At 67.9% G+C, this 22,200-nt stretch carries 17 protein-coding genes; 8 read left to right on the forward strand and 9 right to left on the reverse strand.

Features of this window, described 5'->3' with window-relative positions; all coding sequences use genetic code 11:
• The first annotated feature begins 2 nt into the window (after positions 1-2).
• On the forward strand, positions 3-2,735 hold the full coding sequence (locus tag ABZ004_RS21435; protein ID WP_355681992.1) for a phosphoesterase: 2,733 nt from the start codon (positions 3-5) through the stop codon (positions 2,733-2,735).
• A gap of 53 nt (positions 2,736-2,788) precedes the next feature.
• Here the strand turns inward: ABZ004_RS21435 and ABZ004_RS21440 are convergent, their stop codons facing one another.
• Positions 2,789-3,982: an ROK family transcriptional regulator gene (locus tag ABZ004_RS21440; RefSeq protein WP_355681994.1), complete on the reverse strand. Its 1,194-nt coding sequence runs from the start codon at positions 3,980-3,982 to the stop codon at positions 2,789-2,791.
• 116 nt (positions 3,983-4,098) lie between these two features.
• On the opposite strand from ABZ004_RS21440, the gene ABZ004_RS21445 reads away from it, so the two are divergent.
• Genes ABZ004_RS21445 through ABZ004_RS21470 form a run of 6 tightly spaced genes read left to right on the forward strand, consistent with a single transcriptional unit; the run spans position 4,099 to position 10,849 of the window.
• The gene (locus ABZ004_RS21445; RefSeq protein WP_355681996.1) at positions 4,099-5,031 is read left to right on the forward strand and encodes an ROK family protein; all 933 of its coding nucleotides are present in this window, start codon (positions 4,099-4,101) and stop codon (positions 5,029-5,031) included.
• Between the two features lie 31 nt (positions 5,032-5,062).
• On the forward strand, positions 5,063-6,769 hold the full coding sequence (locus ABZ004_RS21450; RefSeq protein ID WP_355681998.1) for an ABC transporter substrate-binding protein: 1,707 nt from the start codon (positions 5,063-5,065) through the stop codon (positions 6,767-6,769).
• 41 nt (positions 6,770-6,810) lie between these two features.
• On the forward strand, positions 6,811-7,809 hold the full coding sequence (locus tag ABZ004_RS21455) for an ABC transporter permease (protein ID WP_355682000.1): 999 nt from the start codon (positions 6,811-6,813) through the stop codon (positions 7,807-7,809).
• Positions 7,810-7,816: 7 nt separating this feature from the next.
• Complete coding sequence (locus tag ABZ004_RS21460) at positions 7,817-8,752, forward strand: ABC transporter permease (protein WP_355682002.1); 936 nt, start codon at positions 7,817-7,819, stop codon at positions 8,750-8,752.
• Positions 8,733-9,800, forward strand: a complete 1,068-nt coding sequence (locus tag ABZ004_RS21465) for an ABC transporter ATP-binding protein (protein ID WP_355682004.1) — start codon at positions 8,733-8,735, stop codon at positions 9,798-9,800. Before ABZ004_RS21460 ends, ABZ004_RS21465 begins: the two co-directional genes overlap by 20 nt.
• Entirely contained in the window at positions 9,797-10,849 is a 1,053-nt protein-coding gene (locus tag ABZ004_RS21470; protein WP_355682006.1) for an ABC transporter ATP-binding protein, read from the forward strand. Before ABZ004_RS21465 ends, ABZ004_RS21470 begins: the two co-directional genes overlap by 4 nt.
• Here the strand turns inward: ABZ004_RS21470 and ABZ004_RS21475 are convergent.
• From ABZ004_RS21475 to ABZ004_RS21510, 8 genes are all read right to left on the reverse strand, one after another.
• The gene (locus tag ABZ004_RS21475) at positions 10,839-12,152 is read right to left on the reverse strand and encodes an ABC transporter ATP-binding protein (protein WP_355682008.1); all 1,314 of its coding nucleotides are present in this window, start codon (positions 12,150-12,152) and stop codon (positions 10,839-10,841) included. The genes ABZ004_RS21470 and ABZ004_RS21475 overlap by 11 nt on opposite strands.
• 96 nt (positions 12,153-12,248) lie before the next feature.
• Entirely contained in the window at positions 12,249-13,508 is a 1,260-nt protein-coding gene (locus ABZ004_RS21480; protein ID WP_355682009.1) for an aminotransferase class I/II-fold pyridoxal phosphate-dependent enzyme, read from the reverse strand.
• Positions 13,509-13,578: 70 nt separating this feature from the next.
• A complete protein-coding gene (locus ABZ004_RS21485; protein WP_355682011.1) occupies positions 13,579-14,394 on the reverse strand; it encodes a bifunctional allantoicase/(S)-ureidoglycine aminohydrolase in 816 nt (271 codons plus the stop codon).
• Positions 14,391-15,728: an allantoinase AllB gene (allB, locus tag ABZ004_RS21490; RefSeq protein WP_355682013.1), complete on the reverse strand. Its 1,338-nt coding sequence runs from the start codon at positions 15,726-15,728 to the stop codon at positions 14,391-14,393. The genes ABZ004_RS21485 and allB overlap by 4 nt, the downstream gene beginning before the upstream one ends.
• On the reverse strand, positions 15,725-16,867 hold the full coding sequence (locus ABZ004_RS21495) for a glycerate kinase (RefSeq protein WP_355682014.1): 1,143 nt from the start codon (positions 16,865-16,867) through the stop codon (positions 15,725-15,727). The genes allB and ABZ004_RS21495 overlap by 4 nt, the downstream gene beginning before the upstream one ends.
• Positions 16,867-18,642, reverse strand: a complete 1,776-nt coding sequence (gene gcl, locus ABZ004_RS21500; protein ID WP_355682016.1) for a glyoxylate carboligase — start codon at positions 18,640-18,642, stop codon at positions 16,867-16,869. The genes ABZ004_RS21495 and gcl overlap by 1 nt, the downstream gene beginning before the upstream one ends.
• On the reverse strand, positions 18,642-19,526 hold the full coding sequence (locus tag ABZ004_RS21505) for a 2-hydroxy-3-oxopropionate reductase (protein ID WP_355682018.1): 885 nt from the start codon (positions 19,524-19,526) through the stop codon (positions 18,642-18,644). Before ABZ004_RS21505 ends, gcl begins: the two co-directional genes overlap by 1 nt.
• Positions 19,523-20,407: a TIM barrel protein gene (locus ABZ004_RS21510; protein WP_355682019.1), complete on the reverse strand. Its 885-nt coding sequence runs from the start codon at positions 20,405-20,407 to the stop codon at positions 19,523-19,525. The genes ABZ004_RS21505 and ABZ004_RS21510 overlap by 4 nt, the downstream gene beginning before the upstream one ends.
• Before the next feature lie 184 nt (positions 20,408-20,591).
• Here ABZ004_RS21510 and ABZ004_RS21515 point away from each other — a divergent pair, with 184 nt between their 5' ends.
• Positions 20,592-22,124 carry a helix-turn-helix domain-containing protein gene (locus ABZ004_RS21515; RefSeq protein ID WP_355682021.1) on the forward strand — a complete coding sequence of 511 codons (1,533 nt, stop codon included), beginning with the start codon at positions 20,592-20,594 and terminating at the stop codon, positions 22,122-22,124.
• The last annotated feature ends 76 nt before the right edge of the window (positions 22,125-22,200 follow it).

Genomic DNA, 22,200 nt, shown 5'->3' on the forward strand with positions numbered 1-22,200 from the left:
ACATGCAGGTAACCCGCCGCCGCCGGCGGACCGAGAGAGGCCCTCTCCGTCGCCGGCTCACGCTGGTCACAACCGGAACCACCGCGGTCGCCGTGGCCCTGGCCGGTACCGCAGTCGCGGCCACCGACCAGTTCGGCACCGAACAGGTCGGTCAGGTCACCGCCCAGGGTCAGGTGATCTCGAGCGACCAGTACCTCGCACCGCTCGGCGACCGCCTGGTCCTCCAGAAGGGCAAGATCATGTCGTCCACGGTCAGTCCGGACGGCAGCCACCTGGCTGCCTCCGTGACCGACGGTGGAATGGCGCTGGCGATCATCGACCTGAAGAACTACAAGGTGCAGCAGTACGTCGGCAACAACGCCGCTGCCGATCTGAAGATCCCGGGGAACGACATCGGCCAGGAAGGCCCGACGTACTCCCCCGACGGAACGCAACTGTGGCTCGGCCAGACCGACGGCTATCGCCGGTTCACGGTCAACCCGGACGGCAGCCTCGCCAACCCGACGTTCGTGACGATCGCCGCAGACGGAGCCAAGCACTCGCTCGCCGCCCAAGCGGTCTTCTCGGCCGACAGTTCTACCGTCTACTCCGCGGTGAACGGCCAGAACCGCGTCGTCGCGATCGACACCGCGACCGGTTCCATCAAGCAGAGCTGGGCGGTCGGCAACGCACCGCGCGACCTGATCCAGGTCGGCTCCAAGCTCTACGTCAGCAACGAAGGTGGCCGGCCGGCCGAGCCCGGTGAGCCCACCATCAACTCGTACGGCACCCAGGTACCGGCCTCCCAGATCACCGCTGCCACCACCACCGGCACCGTGAGCGTCATCGATCTGGCCGACCCTGCCGCCACTCCCACCAGCATCACCGTCGGCCTCCACCCGACCGCCCTGTATGCGAAGAACGGCACGCTGTTCGTCACCAACACGGCAACGAACAACGTCTCGGTCATCGACACCAGGCGCGACAAGGTCATGCAGACGATCGCCACCCAGCCGTGGCCCGAAGCCTCGGTCGGCTACGAGCCCGACGCGGTGACGCTGACCGACGACGGCCATCTTCTGGTGACTCTCGGCCGGGCGAACGCGGTCGCGGTCTACCGCTTCCAGAACGCGCTGGAGCCGGTCAGCTACGTCGGCCTGCTGCCGACCGACTACTTCCCGGCAGAGATCGCCACGGTCGGCAACGACATCGTCGTCTCCAACACCCGCGGGGTCGACGCCCGGCGTACGACGACTGCTGCCGGCCACGCGACCCACGACACCACGTCGAGCGTGACCCGGTTCCAGTTACCGGACGACCGCACGATCCGCAACGAGTTCACCGACAAGGTCTTCCAGCAGAACGGCTGGACCAAGCACGCGGCCCGGACCGGCGACGGTGACAAGAAGCCGGTGCCGGTCCCGAACCGGCTCGGTGAGCCCTCGACGATCAAGCACGTCTTCCTGATCGTCAAGGAGAACCGGACCTACGACCAGGTCTTCGGCGACATCCCGGCCGGCAACGGCAACCCCGCGCTCGCGCAGTACGGGGAGAACGTGACGCCGAACCAGCATGCGCTGACCCAGCAGTTCGGCCTGTACGACAACACCTACGACATCGGCACGAACTCGGCCGAGGGGCACAACTGGCTGATGCAGGCCGACAACCCGGAGTACACCGAGTCCTCCGCCGGTGAGTACCTGCGCAGCTACGACACCGAGGACGACGCCCTCGGCCACCAGCAGACCGGGTTCATCTGGACCGGCGCGCAGGCGGCCGGCAAGAGCGTGCGCAACTTCGGCGAGTTCCAGCAGTTCCTGACCAAGCCGACCGGCGCGAGCTGGCAGAACCTGTACTGCGACACGAAGAACATGGCTGCGACCGGTGCCGACACGGCGTACCCGCTGGTCTCCTCATCGCCGATCCCGTCGCTGAACGACGTGTCGGTGCACGGCTTCCCGAAGTTCGACACCGATGTGCCGGACATCTACCGGTACGAGATCTGGAAGCGTGACTTCGAGAAGAACGGTCCGGCGAATCTGAACATGTTCTGGCTCTCCAGCGACCACACCGGTGGCCCGCCGAGCGGTGCCGCGCAGGTTGCCGACAACGACCTCGCGGTCGGCAAGATGGTCGACGAGATCTCGCACAGCAAGTACTGGAAGGACTCGGCGATCTTCGTCGTCGAGGACGACTCGCAGGCCGGGCTCGACCACGTCGACGGGCACCGGGCGCCGATCCAGATCATCAGCCCGTACGCCCAGCGCGGCGCGGTCGACAGCCACTACTACACGCAGATCACGATGATCCGGACGATCGAGCAGATCCTCGGCATCCGGCCGATGAACCAGAAGGACACCGCGGCGACCCCGATGGCCGGCGCGTTCACCACGACCCCCGACTACACGCCGTTCACCGCCCTGCCGAACCGGACTTCGCTGACTGCGGGGATCAAGGTTCTGCCGCCTTGTGGTGCCGATGTCCCGGCGGCGCAGAACCCCACCGCGGCGCCGGCGCCGAAGGCCGTAGTACCGGCTGGTCAGCAGGCGGTTGCGGCGCAGTGGGACAGCTGGAAGGCGCAGCAGAAGCTGACCGGTCCGGGAGCTCGGGCCGACTTCGCCAACCCGGCGCAGATGAACCACTTCGACTGGTACCAGGCCCACGACTGGTCGACGCCGTACCCGGGCGAGAGCAAGATCTTCGCCCCGGCCGACGTCCCCGGCTCCTTCATCCCAGCGGCCGAGTCTGACGGCTGACCTGACAAAACCTCACCGCCGGTCGTTGCGCTAAGCAACGACTGGCGGTGCCGTCAGGCCGGGGAGATCTGCCCGACGAGCTGTTGCCACGCCTGATCGAGACCGGCGGCGAGGCACCCAGCTACGACCGTCTCGCTACCCAACACGCTGGCTTTGACATCCGGAAGGACCGGCGCCAACCGGCGCAGCTGGTCGACCACCGCCTCGAGGAACCCTGGCGCCTGCCCGATACCGCCGCCGAGCACGATCAACTCCGGATCCACCACCGTGATCACCGTGCAGACCGCCTTCGCCACCAGCAGCGCTTCCTCAGCAACGATGCCGGCGGCAACCGCATCGCCGCGGGCCGCCGCCGCGAACACCTTCTCCGCCGACGACGCACCGCGTACGCCGGCCCGCTTCGCCGCCCGCACCACTGCCGCGGCCGACGCCGACGCGTCGAAGCTGCCGCGCTTGCGGGCATCCCGAGCGTCGATCCCACTCCCCTCGGCGAACGGCAGATAGCCGATCTCGCCGGCCACCCCATGCGAACCATGCCGGAGCTTGCCGTCGAGCACCAGCCCCATGCCGATACCGGTCCCGACCGACACGAACGCGAACGTGTCGACCCCGCGGCCGTGACCGTGCACCCGCTCGGCCAGCGCGGCCGCGTCGACGTCGTTCTCGATCATCAAGCTCGGCCCGAACTCCGCACGCAACGCCACCAGCGTCGCCGGAGAGTCCCAGCCGGAAAGCCGGCCGGTCAAGGTCAGCGCGTCGAGCTTCGGATCGTAGACACCTGGACTTCCCATCACTGTCTGGATGAGTTGTGACGCCTCCAGGCCGGCCTCGGCCAGCAACGTCGCCGTGAGATCGGCCAGCTCCCGGATGCGGGCGGTCGCATCGGGCGCCTTCGTCCGGACACTCAACCGGCTACGGACAGTCCCGGCCAGATCGGAGATCGCCCCGCGCAAGTACTCGCGTCCGACATCGAGCCCGAGGATGAATCCGGCTTCCGGCCGCACCTCGTACAGAACAGCCGCCGGCCCCGGACTGCCGGTGCGCTGACCGGACGCGTAGATCAGCCCGGCCCGCTCGATGCTGCCCAGCGCGGCCGAGACGGTCGGTTTCGACAGCCCGGACAGGGTGGCGAGTTCGGTCCGCGAGATCGGCCCCGAACGCCGGATGTGATCGAGCAGTACCTGTTCGTTGATCGCCCGGATCAGACGCGGTCGGGCAGCGGTTGCATCCCCCGCAACAACGGTCACCTGGGTCTCCTGACGTTGCGAACTCTTAATACGGCGGACTTCCGGAGCCCTTGTGCCGACGGTGATTGTTAACGTAGTTTCCGATTAATTGTATGAGGCACAGGAGGCGCCAGTCCATGATGCGTACGCCGGTAGCCCTCGGGCTCGACTTCGGCGGGACGAAGATCGCCGTGGCGGTCTGCGACCTGTCCGGCCGTCGTCTCGGCGCCACCACGCTCGAGAGTCAGGCCGCTGCCGGGGCCGAAGCTGCCCTGGAACGCGGGCTGGCCGCGGGACGCCAACTGCTGGCCGAGGTCGCCCCCGACGGCGAGCTGGCCGGGGTGGGCGCGGCGACTCTCGGCATCCCGTACGACGATCGGGTCGACCTGGCACCGACCTTCCCGGGCTGGGGCGAACTCCCGTTCGGCAAGCTGGTGAAGGCCGCGTTCCCCGACGTACCGGTCAAGCTCGGAACCGATGTGAAGGCGGCCGCCGCGGCCGAACTGCGCTGGGGTGCGCTGGCCGGGTGTGATCCGGGCATCTATCTCAACCTGGGCACGGGTCTCGCGGTCGCGATCGTTGCCGAGGGCACCGTGATCTCCGGCGCGCACGGTGCATCCGGCGAGATCGGCTACAACCTGCGGACCGCTGCGGACGTGGGGATCCGCGAACCGGAGCGGACGATTCTCGAGGGCGTGGTCAGCGGCCAGGCGCTCGAAGCGATCGGCAGCGCCGAGCTGGGGCAGCGGGTGTCCGCGGCCGAGGTGTTCGCCTTGGCCGAGACCCGGCCGGACGCCGCTGGACTGACCGCCGCGTTCACCCGCGAACTGGCCCTGCACATCGTCAACCTGGCCATCGCGATCGACCCGGTCCGGATCGTCGTCGCCGGCGGCCTGGTCGGTTCGTGGGACCGGATCGAACCGGAGTTGCGCCGCGCCCTGGACGCAGCCGTGCCGTATCCACCGGAGTTGTCGGTGGCTCGATTTCCTGCGGATGCACCGCTGGTCGGGGCCCTCGCCCTGGGCGTCCAGGCCGCCGGTGCCGTCCTCGGTGAAGGGGCGTTCGCATGACCGTTCATTCAAGAAGTGAGAGGCAGAGACCATGAGGGCCATCAAGCGTGTCGCCGTCACCGCCGTCGCCATCGGCCTGCTGGCCGCGGGCTGCGGCGGCGGGGACAAACCGATCGGGAACGCGTCGTCGAGCAACCCCGGTGCGACCAGCAGCAACGGCAGCGGGGCATTCAAGAAGGGCGGCACGGTCACCATCGCCAACGTGGCCGGCCAGACCTGGCCCTGCCAGTTCAACCCGTTCAACCCGGCGGTGAACCAGCAGGCGATGGGCTTCGTCTACGAGCCGCTGACGTTCGTCAACGTGCTGAAGAGCGGCGCCACCACGCCGATGCTCGCGACCGGCTTCACCTGGTCGCCGAAGAAGGACTCGATCACCTTCACCATCCGCCCCGGCGTGAAGTGGAGCGACGGCCAGCCCTTCACCGCCGACGACGTCGTCTTCACCTTCAACCAGATGAAGGCGCAGCCGGCCCTCGACCTCTACTCGCTCTGGACCGGCGCCGGCCTGACCAGCGTCACCGCGGCCGGCGACAAGGTCACGCTGGCCTTCAAGGCTGCCGCCGAGCCGTACTTCTTCAACTTCGCCAACCAGGTCGGCATCGTCCCGAAGCACATCTGGTCGGTCGGCGAGCCGGCCACCAAGGCCGCCACCTGGGCCGACGCGAAGCCGGTTGGCACCGGACCGTTCACGGTCGGCTCCTGCAGCGGCAACAACATCACCTACCTTGCCAACGGCAGCTACTGGCAGCCCGGCAAGCCGTACGTCGAGAAGGTCCAGTACCCGGCGTACCTGGACAACAACCCGGCGAACCTCGACCTCGCCAGCGGCAAGGCGCAATGGGGTGGGCAGTACATCCCCAACATCGACAACTTCTACAAGTCGAAGTCGCCGGAGAACAACTACTGGTTCCCGCCGACCGCGAACGTCGCGATCATCCCGAACCTCGACCCGTCCCGCCCGGTGACCAGCAAGCTCGCGGTCCGGCAGGCGATCGCCTACGCGCTCGACCGGGAGCAGATCTCCAAGATCGGTGAGAGCGGCTACCAGCCGGCCGCGAACCAGACCGGTGTCGTCACGCCGACCTTCGACAACTACTTCGACAAGGACGCGCTGGCCGCGGCCGGCTACGACAAGCCGAACCCGGACAAGGCGAAGCAACTCCTCGAGAGCGCCGGCTACTCGGCATCGAACCCGCTCAAGCTGAGCATCATCACGGTCACCGGCTACACCGACTGGGACGCTTCGCTAGCCGTCGTCAAGCAGCAGCTGGCCAAGGTCGGCATCGAGCTGACCGTCCAGGACCTGCAGCAGCAGTCGTACAACACGAAGCTCTTCAACGGTGACTACGACCTGGCCTACTCCAGCCAGTCCGGTGGACCGACGCCGTACTACGAACTGCGGCAGCTGCTCTACTCGAAGAACACCGCGCCGATCGGCAAGGCGGCCAGCACCAACTACTCGCGCTACATCAAGCCCGAGGTGGACAAGCTGTTCGACCAGTACGCGAGTGCCGACGCGGACACGCAGGTCAAGCTGATCAAGCAGATCTCGTCGTACATGATCAAGGACGTGCCGGTCATCCCGACCACCGAGTCGGTCGACTGGTACCAGTACAACACCAAGGACATCGCAGGCTGGCCGACCGAGCAGGAGCCGTACGCCCAGCCCGCGCCGTACAACATCCCCGACGTCGGTCAGGTCCTGGCGAACCTGTACTCCAAGTCGGCTCAGAAGTAAGGGCGGTCCGAGAGAGTGAGCACTATCAGTAGGTGGTCGCCGTGAGGTTCCTGATCCGACGCCTCGGGTTCTTCGTGCTCACTCTCTGGGCGGCCATGACGCTGAACTTCTTCATCCCGCGGATGATGCCGGGTAGCCCGGAGGAAGCGCTGCGGGAGCGGTTCAGCAAGGGCGGTTCGGTGGTCTCCGCGGAGCAGCTCCGGACCGTGCTGGCCGAGTTCGGCTTCGACCCGGACAAGAACATCCTGCTCCAGTACGGCGAGTACCTGAAGGCGATGGTGACCGGACACTGGGGCGTGTCGATCGGCAGCAGCCTCGGCGTACCGGTGACCCAGCTGATCGGCGACGCGCTGCCGTGGACGCTCGGCCTGGTCGGCATCGCGACCGTGCTGGCGTTCGTCATCGGCACGCTGATCGGCACCGTGGCCGGCTGGCGGCGCGGCGGGCTGATCGACGGGATCGTCCCGCCGGTCTTCATCGTCACCTCGGCGCTGCCGTACTTCTGGGTGGCGCTGCTGCTGATCTCGCTGTTCGCGATCGGCGACAACCCGATCCTGCCCAACGACTTCAACTACGAGCAGGGCCTGACGCCCGGCTTCAACGGGGAGTTCATCCTCAGCGTGCTCAAGCACGGCATCCTGCCGGCCGGCACGATCCTGATCACCGCGGTCGGCGGCTGGATCCTGACCATGCGGAACAACATGATCACCACGCTCGCCGAGGACTACGTCCGGATGGCCCGCGCCAAGGGCATCCCGAACCGCAAGATCATGTTCGGGTACGCCGGGCGGAACGCCTTCCTGCCGAACCTCTCCGGCTTCGCGATGTCACTCGGCTTCGTCATCTCCGGCACGATCCTGGTCGAGTACGTCTTCAACTACCCCGGACTGGGCTACATGTTCTACAACGCCACCGTGAGCACGGACTATCCGTTGCTACAGGCCCTGTTCCTGCTGGTGACGCTGGCCGTCCTGGTCTGTGTCCTGCTCTGCGACTTCGCGGTGTTCCTGCTAGACCCCCGCGCCAGGACGAAGGGATGACCCGCCAATGAGTGCGATCGTCGCCGGCTCTGCGCCCGCTGCCGCCCCGGTTGCCGGCCGTCGCCCACGCGGAGGCCTGTTGCGGGCAGTGCTGCGCAACCGCAAGGCCATGCTCGGAGCGAGTCTCCTACTCCTGTTCACCCTGCTCGCCGCCTTCCCGCATCTGTTCGTCCCCTGGCTGCACGGCGACCCGCGCGCGATCGGCGACGTACCGCTGGCCCATCCGTCCGGCGACCACTGGCTCGGTACGACGGGCCTCGGCCAGGACGTGTACGCCGAACTGATCTACAGCACCCGCGAATCCCTGGTGATCGCCGTCGTCGCCGGGCTCGGGGCAACGATCCTCTCGGTCATCATCGGTGTCTCGGCCGCCTACCTCGGCGGGTTCGCCGACGACGGGCTGTCGATGCTGACCGACATCTTCCTGGTGCTCCCGACCTTCCCACTGATCATCGTGCTCGCGACGTACGCCGGGAAGGGCAATCTCACGGTGATCATCATCGTGCTGATCCTCACCGGCTGGTCCTACGGCGCCCGCCAGATGCGGGCCCAGGCGCTCTCGCTGCGCAACCGGGACTTCCTCGAATCCGCCCGGGTCCGCGGCGAACGCCGGTCGTACATCATCGTGGTCGAGATGCTGCCGACGATGATCTCGCTGATCGTGGCGAACTTCCTCGGCGCCGCCCTGTACTCCGTACTGACCGCCGCCGGACTCCAGTTCCTCGGCCTCGGCGATCCCAACTCGCTCAGCTGGGGCACGATGCTCTACTGGGCCCAGAACCAGGGTGCGCTGGTGAACGGCCTGCCCGCGTGGGCGTTGTCGCCGGGCCTCGCGGTGGCCCTGCTCGGCGTCTCCTTCGCCTTGCTCAACTACGCGTTCGACGAGATCAGCAACCCCGCGCTGCGGCCGGTACGGAGGCGACGTGTCAAAGCCAATTCTTGAGGTCCGCGGCCTGACCGTCGCCTACGACACCGGCGACCGGCCGGTGATCGCGGTCGACGGCGTGGACCTCGACGTCCGTCCCGGCGAGTTCGTCGGCGTGGTCGGTGAGTCCGGCTGCGGCAAGTCGACGCTGCTGTTCGCCATCGCCCAGCTGCTGAGTTCACCGGCCGGGATCACCGGGGGCAGCGTGCTGTTCAAGGGTGAAGAGCTGGTCGGGATGACCGAGAAGCAGCTGGCCCCGTTGCGCTGGCGGGACTTCTCGGTGGTGATGCAGAGCGCGATGAACGCCCTGAATCCGGTGAAGAGCATCGGCGCGCAGTTCCGGGACGCGATCATGGCGCACGACGAACCGGTCGCCGACGACCGGCCGGCCGAGGTTCTGAAACTGGTCGGTATCGACCCGATCCACCTGAAGAGCTACCCACACCAGCTCAGTGGTGGCATGCGGCAGCGAGCCATGATCGCGATGGCGCTGCTGTTCACGCCCGACCTGATCATCATGGACGAGCCGACCTCCGCCCTCGACGTGGTCGCCCAGCGATCGCTGATGGTGCAGATCAAGGAGCTGCAGCGGGAGCTCGGCTTCGCGGTCATCTTCGTCACCCACGACATGTCCCTGGTCAGTCACTTCTCCGACCAGCTACTGGTCATGTACGCCGGCAAGGTGGTCGAGCTCGGCGACACCCGCGCGGTCTTCGACCACCCCGCACATCCTTACAGCAAAGGGCTGCTGGACGCCTTCCCGTCGATCCGCGGCCCGAAGGTGCCGCTCACCGGCATCCCCGGCAGCCCACCCAACCTCGCCAGTCCGCCGAGCGGTTGCCGGTTCCACCCCCGCTGCCCGGAGGTCTTCGCGGACTGCTCCAAGATCGAGCCCGACCTCTACCAGGTCGGCTCCGTCCAGGCCCGCTGCCTCCTCCACTCCCCCGACGTGCTTTCGGCCTCGCCTGCGGCTCGGCGGGTCATGGGGCTAAGCTCCCGTCCTTCCCTCGTCCCTCCGGTCGCTTCGCTCCCTCCACTCCTCAGTCCAGGCCAGGAGGCCCCATGACCGCGCTCATCACCGACAATGCCTCGGCGAACCAGCCGGCGACTGTGCCTTTGCTTGAGACGAAGGGTCTGACCCGGCACTTCCGGGTCGGGCGGGGGTTCTCGGCCAAGTTGCTGCATGCGGTCGACGACGTCAACCTGACGATCAACCGGCAGGAGATCGTCGCGCTCGCGGGTGAGAGCGGCAGCGGCAAGAGCACGATCGCCCGGCTGCTCGCGGGCGTCTACAAGCCGACCAGTGGCGACATCCTCTACCAGGGCCAGTCGCTGGCCGGCCAGCGGTTCCGGCGCGATCAGCTCGCCTATCGCAGCGACGTACCGATGGTCTTCCAGGACCCCTTCAGCTCGCTCAACCCGGCGTTCCGGGTCGCGCACGGCGTACTGCGCAGCCTGAAACTGCATCGCAAGGACCTCACCAAGGCCCAGCGACTCGAGGAGGCCGAGCGGGTCGTCGAGGCGGTCGGCCTGAGCCCGGCCGCCGACATCATGAGCCGCTACCCGTACGAGCTGAGTGGTGGCCAACGGCAACGAATCGGCTTCGCCCAGGCGCTGGCCCACCAGCCGAAGCTGATCCTGGCCGACGAACCGGTCTCGATGCTCGACGTGTCGATCCGGATCGGCCTGCTCAACCTGATGGCCGAGCTCCGCGCGTCGGCCGGGGTGTCGTTCCTCTACATCACCCACGACATCGCCAGCGCGCGCTACGTCGCCGACCGGCTGATGATCATGTACGCCGGCCACATCGTCGAGTCCGGCCCCACCGAGGCCGTGCTGGCCAACCCCAAGCACCCCTACACCGACCTGCTCCTCGGCGCGGTTCCCGACCCCCGTGCACCCCTCAACCTCGGCGTCGAAGGCGACACCGGCGAACCCCCGAAGGTCATCGACCCCACCCCCGGCTGCCGCTTCCGCTGGCGCTGCCCGCTAGCCATCGAGAAGTGCCACCAGGTCACCCCCACCCTCCGAGTCCTGGGCCCTCGTCACGAGGCCGCCTGCCACGTGGCAGAACCTGATGTCGGCTTCAAGGCCGAGGAGCCGGTCAGCGTTTGACGCGGTCCACCCGGCGGCCTAGTTGGTCGAAGATGTGGATCTTGGCGACGTCGACGGTGAGCCGGATGGTCTCGCGGGCCTGCAGGCCGTCGGCGTTGTCGATCTCCAGGACGAGGTCGTGGCGCCGGTGGCTCGCCGAGGCCAGCGGCTCCATCGGCGGTGGCGTGTACTCGCGGCCGATCACGGACCGGGCCTTGGTCGCCAGCGCCGCGAAGCGTCCGGCGGAGCGGTGGACCCGCGAGCCCGCACTGTGCGAGGTCGTCCGCGGAGCCCTGGTACGACGGCGCCGGGCCACACCGATCAGGTCCGGGTTCAGCAACTCGATCCCGGCGTCGACGAAGGCGATCCACTGGTTGCCGTGGAACTCCAGCGTCCGGATCGTCCCGGTCAGCTGATTGGCCTGGCCGCCGTCCCGGGTCGCCTTGAACGCATCCGAGCGGGCGCCGACGATCACCTGCTCACCGGCGTGGTCGCGCAGCACCATCGAGCGGCGGTCGGTCGGCGGCAGTGAGATCGACTGGGTGCCGAAGTCCAGGGTGACCCGGTGGTGGGCCGCGACCCGGACGAACGCCGACATCAGGTTGATCCGCGGAGTGCCCAGAAAGCCTGCGGTGAAAGCGGTCGCCGGGTCGTCGTACACCTGGGCCGGGGTACCGACGTCCTCGATCTGGCCGTCCCGCATGATCGCGATCCGGTCGGCCAGCGTGAGCGCCTCGACCTGGTCGTGCGTGACGTAGACGGTGGTCACGTTCATGTCCCGGGTCATCGACCCGATCTCCTGCCGCAGCTCGGTCCGCATCGTGGCGTCCAGGTTCGACAGCGGCTCGTCCATCAGGAAGACCTTGGGCTGCCGGACGATCGCCCGGCCGATCGCGACCCGCTGCCGCTGGCCGCCGGACAGCGTCCAGGGCAACCGGTCGAGGGCGCCGTCGATGCCGAGGATCCGGGCCAGCCCGGAGGCCTTCGCGTTGGCCTCCTCCAGGTCGTCGCCGGCCATCCGGAGCGGGAAGATGATGTTCTCCCGGGCGGTCCGGTTCGGGTACAGGGCGCCGTTCTGGAACACCATCGCGACGCCCCGGTCCTTCGGGGTCAGGCCGGTGCCCTCGGTGCGGCCGAACCAGACCGAGCCGCCGCTGAGATCCTCCAGGCCCGCGATCATCCGCAGGACGGTCGTCTTACCGCACCCCGAGGGGCCGAGGAGCACCATGAACTCGCCGTCCCCGACCTCCAGGGACAGCTCGTCGACCGCGAGATGACCGCCGTCGTACACCTTGGACACGGAGTCCAGCCTGATTCCCGTCACACAGCCCCTCCGCGCATTGATCAGGGCTGAGTGAACCGCGTCCGCAGCCACCTGTCCAGGGTTCGTAAACCCCGAATACGTGGCGTCAGCGAAGGGTTACCCGTTCAGAAGCTTGTCAGTAGCAACAAGCCGGATGCAGGTTGCCAATCCGCTGATCGCGACCTCGAGTTCGGCCGGATCCGGGTAGGTCGGCGCGATCCGGATCGTCCGGTCCTCGGGCTCGTCGCCGTACGGGTGGGTGGCGCCGGCCGGCGTGAGTGCGATCCCCGCCGCCTTGGCCTTCGCGACCACCTCGCCGGCGCAGCCTTCCGGCACTGTCAGCGTGATGAAGTAGCCGCCGGCCGGGCTGGTCCAGGACGCGAGCCCGGAGTCGCCGAGCTCGGCGGTGAGCACCTTGTCGACGATGTCGAACTTCGGCCGGATCACCGCGGCGTGTTGCGCCATGTGCTCCCGCAGGCCGTCGGCATCACGGAGGAACTGGACGTGCCGCAACTGGTTGATCTTGTCCGGGCCGATGCTGCGCTTCACGGTGTGGCTCTGCCACCACTTGAGGTTCGCCGGGGAGGAGCCGAAGAAGGCGACACCGGCGCCGGCGAAGGTGATCTTCGAGCTGGAGCCGAAGACGAAGACGCGGTCGGGGTGACCGGCCTCGGTCGCCAGGGCGAGCACGTCGGCGATCTCGGCGGGCTCGCCGGAGAGGTGATGGACGGCGTACGCGTTGTCCCAGAAGATCCGGAAGTCCGGTGCGGCGGTCTCCATCGCGGCCAGCCGGCGCACCGTCTCGTCGGAGTACACGACACCGTCGGGGTTGCTGTACTTCGGCACGCACCAGATGCCTTTGACCGCAGGATCTTCGGCGACGAGGCGTTCCACCACGTCCATGTCCGGTCCGTCGGCCGTCATCGGCACCGGGATCATTTTGATCCCGTAGCGCTCGCAGATGCCGTAGTGCCGGTCGTAGCCGGGCACCGGGCAGAGGAACGCGATCTCCGGCTCCTCGACCCAGCGACGCTCGGCGCCCGGGACCTTGCTCAGCAACGCGAACACGATCGCGTCGTGCATCAGCTCCAGGCTGGAGTTCCCGGCGGCCAGCAGCTGGTCGACCGGGACCTGGAGGGCCTCGCTGAAGATCGCCCGCAGCTCGGGCAGCCCGTTCAGGCCGCCGTAGTTGCGCAGGTCGGTTCCATCGGCCGCCTTCGGCTCACCCTTGAGTTCCAGTAGTCCGAGGGCGAGATCGAGCTGATCGGGTGACGGCTTGCCGCGGGTGAGATCCAGCTTCAACCCACGAGCGACCAGCTCGTCGTAGTCCTGGCGCGCACGATCGCGCTGAGCCGTCAGCTCTTCCTTGGCGGTCACGAGATGTCCCTTTCACTGCAACACGGTTCGGTTGGATACCGAACAGCCTAACGACGCAGTGTGCCCGCGGTCACAGGGACAGCTTGGGATGCCGGTTGACGTCTTTGTAGAGCAGGTAGCGGAACCGGCCGGGGCCGCCCGCGTAGCAAGCCTGCGGGCAGAAGGCGCGGAGCCACATGAAGTCGCCTTCCTGCACCTCGACCCAGTCCTTGTTGAGCAGGTAGACCGCCTTGCCCTCGAGGACGTAGAGACCGTGCTCCATCACGTGGGTCTCCGGGAACGGGATCACGCCGCCCGGCTCGAAGGTGACGATGTTGACGTGCATGTCGTGCCGGACGTCGTGCGGATCGACGAACCGCTGGGTCTTCCAGCGCCCCTCCGTGTCGGGCATCTCGTGCCCTTCCACGTCGGTCTCGTTGGTGACGAACGCCTCCGGTACGTCGATGCCCTCGATCCGCTCGTACGCCTTGCGCACGAGATGGAACACCACCCGCTGATCGCTGGTGTTCCGCACGGTCCAGTCCGCGGCAGGCGGCACGAACGCATAGCCGCCCGGCTCCAGCTCGTACTTCTCCCCCGTCACCGTCAGCGACAAGTTGCCTTCGACAACGAACAGGACAGCCTCGGCGCCCGGATCCGTCTCGGGCCTGTCGCTGCCACCGCCCGGCGCAACCTCCACGATGTACTGCGAGAACGTCTCGGCGAAACCGGACAGCGGCCGGGCGAGCACCCAGAGCCGGGTGTTCTCCCAGAACGGCAGCTGGGACGTCACGATGTCGCGCATGGTGCCGCGCGGGAGTACGGCGTACGCCTCGGTGAAGACGGCTCGGTCGGTGGTCAGCTCGGTTTGAGCCGGCAGGCCACCTTGCGGCGCGTAGTACGTCATTCTTGGGCCCCTCTCTGGAGCAAGCGTCCCCGTTGACCCGCGCCGACCGGCTCGCCGCGCAACCAGGTGCCGCGAACGACTCCGGTCAGCGGCATCCCGTCGTACGGGCTGATCGCGTTCTTGTGGTGCAAGGTGTTGACGTCGACGACGAAGGTCTCGTCCGGTGCGAAGACGGAGAAGTCCGCGTCGTACCCGGGTTCGATCCTGCCCTTGTGCTTCAGGCCGGTTTGTTCGGCTGGTGCCTGGCACATCCAGCGGGCTACGTCGGTCAGGGTGAATCCTCTTCTGCTCGCTTGGGTCCAGACGGCCGGGAGGCCGAGCTGGAGCGACGCGATGCCGCCCCAGGCCGCGCCGAAGTCGCCGGTGTCGAGGCGCTTGAGATCGACCGTGGACGGCGAGTGGTCGGAGACCACCAGGTCGATCAAGCCGTCGCGGAGGCCTTCCCAGAGGAGCTCGCGGTTCGCCGCTTCGCGGATCGGCGGACAACACTTGTACTGCGTGGCGCCGGGCGGGATCTCCTCGGCGGAGAAGGTGAGATAGTGCGGACAGGTCTCCGCGGTGATCCGTACGCCGTCGCCCCGGGCCTCGGCGAGCATCGGCAGCACGTCGGCGCTGGAGACGTGCAGGATGTGCACGCGGCAACCGGTCAGCGCGGCCAGACCGATGACGTCCGCGACCGCGGCGTACTCCGCCTCCCGTGGACGCGACCGCAGGAAGTCCTGGTAGCTCGCCCCGTTGGGCGGCGGCGCGTGGTCGATCCGGTGCGCGTCTTCGGCGTGCACGATGAGCAAGCCGTCGAAGGCGCTGATCTCGCGCATCGCGAGCTCGAGCTCTGCCGGGTTCAGCGGCGGGAACTCGTCGACGCCGGAGTGCAGCAGGAAGCACTTGAACCCGAACACCCCCGCCTCGTGGAGCGGCCTCAGCTGCTCGGCGTTCCCCGGAATCGCCCCGCCCCAGAATCCGACATCGATGGACGCCTGGCTCTCCGCGGCCTTCTGCTTCAGCTCCAGCGCCGGTACGTCGCAGGTCGGCGGGATGCTGTTCAGCGGCATGTCGATGATCGTCGTCACGCCACCTGCCGCCGCTGCCCGGGTGGCTGTGGTGAATCCTTCCCACTCAGTCCGCCCAGGGTCATTCACATGCACATGGGAATCCACGAGGCCGGGCATCAACACTTCGTCGTCAGCAAGCTCCAGGTGGGCTGCACCTTGCAGGGGCGAATCGTAGGCGTCGACGGCAACAATCCGTCCGCCCTTCACGCCGACGGCACCCGGCACCTCCCCCGTCGTACTGATCATCCGGCGGGCCCGGATCACGAGGTCCAGCTCAGTCATCCAACGCCCCTCTCGGTCCCAGCCATCGTAAGAGCAATCCGCTCCCCCAGCCGCCGCAGCAACGGAGCCGGCTCCGCAATGCACTTCCGTACGTCGGCCTCAAGGTCAGTCAACGCGTAAACGGCCGCCACCCCAGCCTCCCGCGCCCGCCCATCATCAAGCCGATTAAGCCCACAGACAGCCACCACCGGCACCCCAACCTCCCGAGCAACCGCCGCCACCCCCGCAACAGCCTTCCCCCGCAACGTCTGCTCATCCAGCGCCCCCTCCCCCGTCACCACCAACTCGCACCCCAGCAACTGCTCCCGAAACCCCACCAGCTCCAGCAAAAGCTCAATCCCAGGCCGCACCTCGGCCCCCAGCAACGCCATCGCCGCAAACCCCACCCCACCAGCCGCCCCGGCCCCCGCCGCATCCCGAAGGTCAGCAGCCGCCGCCGGCCGAGCGACCAGGTCGGCCCAGTGGGTCAGGGCGGCGTCCAACTGCTTGACCAGCGACGGCGGGGCGCCCTTTTGGGGACCGTAGGTTGCCGCTGCGCCGGTTGGCCCGGTCAGCGGGTTGTCCACGTCGCAGGCGACGACTATCTCTACTCCTGCTAAGCGCTGGCGGAGAGGACTTAGGTCGAGGGAGGCTGCTGCTATCAGGGCGGCGCCTCCTTCGGGGAGGTCTGCACCGGTGGCGTCTGAGAGGCGGGCGCCTAGGGCGCGGACCAGACCCGCTCCGCCGTCGGTGCAGGCGCTGCCGCCGATGCCGAGGATGATCTGGGTGCAGCCGGCGTCGACTGCCGCGGCGATCAGGTCGCCTGTGCCGCGTGAGGTCGCCGTCATCGGGGCCAGGACGCCTCCAGGAAGGCGGCTCAGCCCCGAGACGTCTGCCAACTCGACGACAGCAACCTCACCGCGTCGGGCGTACCCGGTCTCGACCGGCTCCCCGGTCGGCCCGGTGGCAGTACGGCGTACGAGCTCGAACCCAGCGGCGACCGCCGCAGCGAGCGTCCCGTCGCCGCCGTCTGCCACCAGCACCGAGTCGACGACCACCTCCGGCCGAACCCGCTGAATGCCGAGCCGAACCGCATCCGCCACCTCCGCACTGCTCAGCGACCCCTTGAACTTGTCAGAGGCAACAAGCACCCGAGTCATCAGGCGAGCAGCGCGACAGCAGTCGGCGCGTCTTCGGGGCCTTCGGCAAGCTCCTCGAATTCGGTGATGTTGTCCAGTTCCGTGCCCATGGCAACGTTCGTGATCCGCTCGAGGATGACTTCCACGACGATCGGCACCTGGTGTTCGACCATCAGCTTCTTCGCCTGCTCCAAAGCCGGGAGGATCTCGTCCGGCGCAGACACCCGAAGCGCCTTACAGCCCAGCCCCTCCGCGACCTTGACGTGGTCCACCCCATAACCGTTCAGCTCAGGACTGTTGATGTTCTCGAACGACAACTGCACGCAGTAGTCCATATCCAGACCACGCTGCGCCTGCCGGATCAACCCCAGATACGAGTTGTTCACGACCACGTGGATATAAGGAATGTTGAACTGCGCCCCGACCGCCAACTCCTCGATCAAGAACTGGAAGTCGTAATCACCCGACAGCGCGACAACAGTGCTCTCCGGATCAGCAACCGCAACTCCCAGCGTGGCAGGGATGGTCCACCCCAACGGCCCAGCCTGCCCAGCGTTGATCCAGTGCCGCGGCCGGTACACGTGCAACATCTGGGCCGCCTGGATCTGCGAAAGCCCGATCGTCGACACATACCGCGTGTCCGGCCCGAACGCGCGATTCATCTCCTCATAAACCCGCTGCGGCTTGATCGGCACATTCTCGAAATGCGTCTTCCGCTGCAGCGTCGTACGCCGCTCCCGGCACTCCGCAACCCACCCGCTCCGATCGACCAGCCTGCCCTCGGCCGCCCACTCGGCAGCAACCTGGACAAACATCTCCAGCGCCGCACGAGCGTCCGAGACGATGCTGTACTCCGGTGCGAACACCCGTCCGATCTGCGTCGGCTCGATATCCACGTGCACGAAGCGACGACCGTCCCGATACGTATCGAGACCACCCGTATGCCGGTTCGCCCACCGGTTGCCGATCCCGAGCACCACATCGGACGCCAGGAAGGTCGCATTGCCGTACCGATGCGACGTCTGCAGCCCCACCATCCCGGCCGCCAGCGGATGGTCGTCCGGAATCGTCCCCCACCCCATCAGCGTCGGTACGACGGGCACGCCGACCAGCTCGGCGAAGGACACCAGCAGGTCGGCCGCATCGGCGTTGACGACCCCGCCACCGGCAACGATCAGCGGCCGCTCGGCCTCGTTGAGCAGGGTCAGCGCCTTCTCCACCTGAGCCCGCGTCGCCGAAGGCTTGACCACCGGCAGCGGCTCGTACGTCTCGATGTCGAAGTCGATCTCCGCCAGCTGCACGTCGATCGGCAGGTCGATGAGCACCGGTCCGGGACGACCGGAACGCATCAACTGGAACGCCTTCTGGAACGACCCCGGCACCTGCGCCGGCTCCATCACGGTCACCGCCCACTTGGCGACGGTGGCGGCGATCGAAGCGATATCGACCGCCTGGAAGTCCTCCTTGTGCAGCTTCGCGACCGGCGCCTGCCCGGTGATGCAGAGGATCGGGATCGAGTCGGCGGACGCGGAGTACAGGCCGGTGATCATGTCGGTACCCGCGGGACCCGACGTACCGATGCAGACGCCGATGTTGCCGGCCTTGGCGCGGGTGTATCCCTCGGCCATGTGCGAGGCGCCCTCCACGTGGCGGGCCAGGACGTGCTTGATCCCGCCGTGGTTCCGCATCGCGCTGTAGAACGGGTTGATCGCCGCGCCCGGCAGTCCGAAGGTCTGAACCGCACCTTCCTTCTCCAGGATCAGCACCGCGGCGTCGACCGCGCGCATCCGGGCCATCAGTCCACTGCCTTTCCGGACAGCCGCTCGACGCCTCGCAGCAGAGCCGAGTGGTCGAGCCCGCCGTCACCGTTTGCGCGAGCGGACGCCACCAGCTGAGCAACCAGCGATCCCAGCGGTACGACGACGCCTCGCTCGCGGGCAGCCGCCGTGACGATGCCCATGTCCTTGTGGTGCAGATCGATCCGGAAGCCTGGCGGGAAGGACCGCGACAGCATGTTCTCCTTCTTCTGCTGCAGCACCGCCGAACCGGCCAGCCCTCCGCCGAGCACCTCCAGCGCGGCCTTGGTGTCCACACCGTACGCCTCCAGGAAGACCACAGCCTCGGACACCGCCTGGATGTTGGCGGCAACGATCAACTGGTTCGCGGCCTTCACGGTCTGACCGGCCCCACTCGCGCCGACGTGGACCACGGTCTTGCCGACCGCATCGAACAGCGTCTTGGCGGCTTGGAAATCTCCGGCCTCGCCGCCGACCATGATCGACAGCGCGGCGTTCTTCGCCCCGGCCTCGCCGCCGGACACCGGCGCGTCGAGAATCCGGAAGCCGCGCTCGCGGGCCTGCCGGGCGAGCTCGATCGTCACATCCGGGCGAATGCTGGAGAAGTCGATGATCAGCGAACCAGGTCGGGCGTTCTCGAAAACACCCTCGGCGCCGACGAGCACTCCCTCGACGTCGGGCGAGTCCGGCACCATCACGCAGATGACCTCGGCGTCCTGCACCGCGTCCGCGATCGATGCGGCGGCCCGGCCACCGGCGTCGACGAGCGGCTTGGCGCGCGCCGGGTCGAGGTTGACCCCGGCAACCTGGTGACCGGCGTTGGCGAGGTGGACGGCCATCGGGCTGCCCATGATCCCGAGGCCGATGAAGGCGATGTTCGTCATGACTGGTTCTCCTTGAAGGTGCCGAGCCAGCCGAAGCTGTCGACGGTTGTGGTGGCCGGCTTGTACTCCAGCGAGACCCAGCCGTCGTAGCCGTGGTCCGCGAGTGCTGCCAGCTGGGATTCGAGCGGGAGCGTGCCCGTGCCGGGCTCATTACGTCCGGGCGCGTCGGCGATCTGCACGTGAGCGATCCGGTCGGTGTGCTCGGCGACCACCCGATCGACGTCGTCGCCGTTGACCGCGAGGTGATACAGATCGGCGAGCAGACCGACATTCCGTACGTCGTACCCCGCCTGGACCCGGTCGATCACGGCCAGCACGTCGGCCGCCGTTCGCAGCGGATACCGATCGGCCCCGCTCACCGGTTCGACGAGCACCGTCGCACCGATCCGAGCCGCCGCCCGGGCCGCCAGACCGAGATTCTCAACAGCGACCTCATCCTGCTCAACCGCGGAGATCTCGTCCTGCGGGGCCGTGGAGAGGCCGTCCTGCTGGACCGTGGAGGGGTCGTCGAGCCGGTTGCCGTAGAGGGCGTTGAAGGCGCGGCAGCCGAGTCGTTCGCCGATGCCGAGGGTGGCGTCGATGTTGTCCCGGAACTCGCCGGCCCGCTTCGGCCAGGAGACCAGCCCGCGGTCACCGGCCGGCATGTCACCGGCGAAGAAGTTCAGGCCGATCAGCTGCACGCCGGCGTCCTGGATCGCCGCCACGAACGCGTCGGCGTCTCGATCGGCCGGGACGGCTTCCGCGAACGGCCACCAGAACTCGACCGCCTCGAAACCGGCCTGCCGGGCCGCCGCCGGACGCTCCAGCAGCGGCAGCTCGGTGAACAGGATCGAGCAGTTCACCGCGTAGGGCAGCCCGTGGCTCATAAGTCCTTCTCTCATTCTTCCGCATTGTGGAATCTTGTTTCTGCTCTGCGAAATGACCATAGGATGCGTTCGCCCGGCCCGTCAAGGCATCACCCGGCAATCCCGATCAGGCCTGATCGATGCCCGGAAAGGCATTACGTGCGCGAGTGCGCGCGTTGTACGTTCCTCCAAGAGGGTGCGATGGCCGAAGGAGTCGGGGATGCTGCTGTCGGAGTTGGTCGACGTACCGGAGTTGCGGCTGCATCTGCTGCATGCGGCCCGGGGTGCGTACGACCGGCCGATCGGCCGGATCATCACGACCGACCTGCTCGAGCCGGGCAACTACCTCAACGGCGGCGAGCTGGTTCTGACCGGGCTGGTCTGGCGCCGTAGTCCAGCCGACAGCGAGACCTTCGTCGCGTCCGTGGCCGACCGGGGCGCCACCACGATCCTGGCCGGCAAGGCGCTGCTCGGGACGATCCCGGACGACCTGCTCGACGCCTGCCGGCGGCACGAGGTCACCCTGGTCGAGGTCCCGACCGAGGTCGCCTTCGCCGACGTCACGGAGTACGTCGCCGCCACCGGTTCGGCCGACACCGGCGCCCGGCTGTCCGCGAGCCTGGTCCGGCAACGCCAGTTGCTCTCGGCGATCGCGTCCGGCCGCAGCCTCGACGAGTTGACCGCCCGGATCTCCACCGAAATCGGGCACGACTGCCGCGTCATCACCTCCACCGGGCGCCACGTCGTACCGGGCCCTGGGCCGCTGGATGACGACACACTCGACGCGATCACCCGCCGATTCCTGACCGCCGATCGAACGCCCGCGGTCGCCGAAGCCGGCGGTGCGGCGTACAGCCTGTTCCCGGTCGGATCCGGCCTCGGCAACCGGCTGGCCGCCTGGCTGCTGGTCGTCGACGGCGACCACACCCGCTGGTCCCGCGCCCACGTCGAGGCCGTGCAGGAGCTCTGCGCGATCGCCGCACTGGATCGCGTACGCCGGGACGAAGGCCGCCTCGCGCTGCGCCCGCTGGTCGCCGACGCGCTGGCCCTGATCGAGTCCGGCGGCCCGCCCGCGGAGGTCGCCACCCGCCTGCGCCAAGCAGGCGTGCACTCCGACCGGCCGATGGTCGTCGCGGTCGGCGAGCTGCGTGACGACGGGCCCAGCGAGGTCGCGCTGACAGTGTTCGAGGACGTCGCCCTGACGGTCGGTCCCGCCCTGGTGGCTGCGGGCCGCGACGGTCTGCCGGTCGCTCTACTGCCCGCTTCCGAAGGGCTTCCGAACCTGCTCCGCCGCGCATTCGGCCGGCTCTCCCCTGGCCTGGCCAAGGCGCGCCTGACCATCGGCGTCAGCGGCGAGACCACCGTCGACGCGCTGACCGGCGCCCTCGAAGAGGCACGCTTCGCGCAACGGGCCGCGCTGGCCGGCCGGACCCGGATCTCGGTCGTCACCTCCGACGAGGTGGCCTCGCACGTCCTGCTGCTGGCGACGGTGCCGGACGACGTACGCCGTACGTACGCGCACCGCGTGCTCGGACCGGTCCTCGACTACGACCGCCGGACCCGGGCCGACCTGATCGCCACCCTGGACGAATTCCTCGCCTGGTCGGGCTCGTGGTCGCGGACCGCCGAGGCGCTGCACCTGCACGTCAACACTGTTCGCTACCGGATCGAACGCATCGAGCAACTGACCGGTCGCGATCTGTCGCAGTTCGAGGACCGGGTCGACGTTTTCCTGGCGCTCAAGTCGCTGTAACCCGCTGTTCTTGGAGGATCCTCCAAGACTGGGCCTCCCGGAACAGCGCAAGTTCGGAGGTTTATGGGGTGCAAAC

Source organism: Kribbella sp. NPDC006257, from assembly GCF_040613535.1.
Taxonomy (GTDB): Bacteria; Actinomycetota; Actinomycetes; order Propionibacteriales; family Kribbellaceae; genus Kribbella.